General features: G+C 63.6%; 2 protein-coding genes and 1 pseudogene. All 3 read right to left on the bottom strand.

What is annotated here, in order from left to right; translation table 11 throughout:
- Positions 1–216: AAA family ATPase (locus GHO42_RS02450; RefSeq protein ID WP_153384098.1), on the bottom strand; the 216-nt coding region annotated here is incomplete at its 3' end.
- Positions 213–1,457 (bottom strand): exonuclease SbcCD subunit D C-terminal domain-containing protein, encoded by a 1,245-nt coding sequence (locus GHO42_RS02445; RefSeq protein ID WP_153328983.1) that lies wholly within the window; start codon positions 1,455–1,457, stop codon positions 213–215. The genes GHO42_RS02450 and GHO42_RS02445, both read right to left, overlap by 4 nt.
- Before the next feature lie 66 nt (positions 1,458–1,523).
- A pseudogene (locus GHO42_RS02440) lies at positions 1,524–1,792 on the bottom strand (protein BatD); the annotation flags it as partial.

Here is a 1,792-nt window from a genome sequence, read left to right as displayed (position 1 = left end):
ATCCGGCACCTTGGCATCGCGGCCGGTGTTGTTCAACCGTGGCACGGCGCCAAACAGGGCCAGGCACAGGGCATCGAGCAGGGTGCTTTTGCCGGCGCCGGTGGGCCCGGTGATGGCGAACAGGCCGGCGCTGGCCAAAGGCTCGGCGGTAAAGTCCAGCTCAAAGGGGCCGGCCAGGGAGGCGAGGTTTTTCAGGCGAATGGCGAGGATTTTCATGGTTGTTCACCTTCCAGCTGAACTTCCTGCAGCAATACGGCAAAGTCCTTGAGGGTCTGTTCGTCGGCTTCGCTGCCGTAGCTTTCCTGCCAGGCACGGCTAAACAGTTCCTGGGGGGTGAGCTGGTCGAGTTCGATCAGGCGTGTGGCGTCGTCATCGCCGTGGCGGCTGCCGCTGCCGGCATAGTCGGCGGCGATGCGCACCAGGCGTACGGACTTGCCCTGCAATGCCGTTTCGATCTGCTGGCGCAAATCGGGCTGCGGTTCGTCAAGGGTGACCCGTACTTCCAGCCAGGGCTGGCGCTGGGTATCGGCGAGCAGGTCAATATCTGGCAGTGCGGCCAGGTGGGTGAGGATTTCAGCCAGTGGCAGCGGGCCAATGCGTTGCAGGTTGACGGCGCGGGGAATCAACAGCGGCTCAACGCTGACCAGGGTTTCGCCTTTGAGGGTGACATCGAGGATCTGGTGCTGGTAGCCAATTTCCGAGAAGGACAACGGGATCGGCGAGCCGCAATAGCGGATGCGTTCTTCGCTGTTGACCCGCTGCGGCTTGTGTAAATGGCCCAAGGCCACATAGCTGATATCGGGGCCGAAGAGGCTGGCGGGCAGGGCTTCGGCATTGCCGATGATCAGGCTGCGCTCGGAGTCTTCGCTGACCGAGCCGCCCGCCATATGGGCATGGCTGATGGCGATCAGGGCCTGGCCCGGCTTGCGTTTGGCGTTGGCGGCTGCGATCAGCCATTCATGCACCTGGCCGATGCCGCGCAGGTAGTCATCGCCCAGGTGGGCGCCGGTGACTTCGGCGGGGCGCAAAAACGGCAGGGCCAGGCACCAGGCGGCAATTTTGCCCTTGGCATCGGGCAAGGGGATCAGCAGGCGTTCGGCATCGAGCTGGCCGTCGTCGAGCCACAGCACCCGGCCCAGGGCATGGGTGCGCAGACGACGCATCAAGGGAGCGGGCAGTTCGATCCGCGAGCCGGAGTCGTGGTTGCCGGCAATCATCACGATGGTCAGTTTGGGCTGTTGCTCATGGGCGCTGACGATAAAGTCGTAGAGCCGCTCCTGGGCTTTGACCGGCGGGTTGACGGTGTCGAAGATATCACCGGCGATCAGCAACACATCGGGCTTGTGTTCTGCCAGCCGGGCCAGTAGCCAGGTGAGAAAACAGGCGTGTTCGAAGTCGCGGTCCTGGCCGTGGAGGTTTTGCCCCAGGTGCCAGTCGGAAGTGTGAAACAGGCGCATGACAGAATCCGTTTTCAAAGGTGCAGGCAGCCCGTTCGCACAGGCGGTTCAGGGGCTGCCTTGAATTTATTTGGGGTAAAGCGGCGGCAGGCTGCTCGGCTCGGCGTTGTCTTGCTGCTCGCGCTCGGCGGCAGGAATGCTGCGGATGGCCTTCCACAGTTCTTCGCCTTGCCAGTGCTGGCCGGTTTCGCTGTAGAGCGCCCCATTGAGGCCGTCGAGGGCATCGGACAGTAATACAAAACGAGCGGCCATGTCGGCCAGGGTTTCCGGCTGTTGCCGCGCCCAGGCATCCAGGGCCTGGCGGGTGGCTTGCGGGTCGTTGGCCAGGCTCGCGC

This window comes from Pseudomonas sp. FSL R10-0056, assembly GCF_009600105.1.
In the GTDB taxonomy this organism is placed as follows: domain Bacteria; phylum Pseudomonadota; class Gammaproteobacteria; order Pseudomonadales; family Pseudomonadaceae; genus Aquipseudomonas; species Aquipseudomonas bubulae.
The sequence above is the reverse complement of the archived record's forward strand: the minus strand, read 5'-3'. Positions and strand labels throughout refer to the sequence as shown.

What these genes read in the sequence shown, in the direction of transcription:
- GHO42_RS02445 (WP_153328983.1), bottom strand. Translation starts at nt 1,457, where the DNA reads ATGCGCCTGTTTCACACTTCCGACTGGCACCTGGGGCAAAACCTCCAC.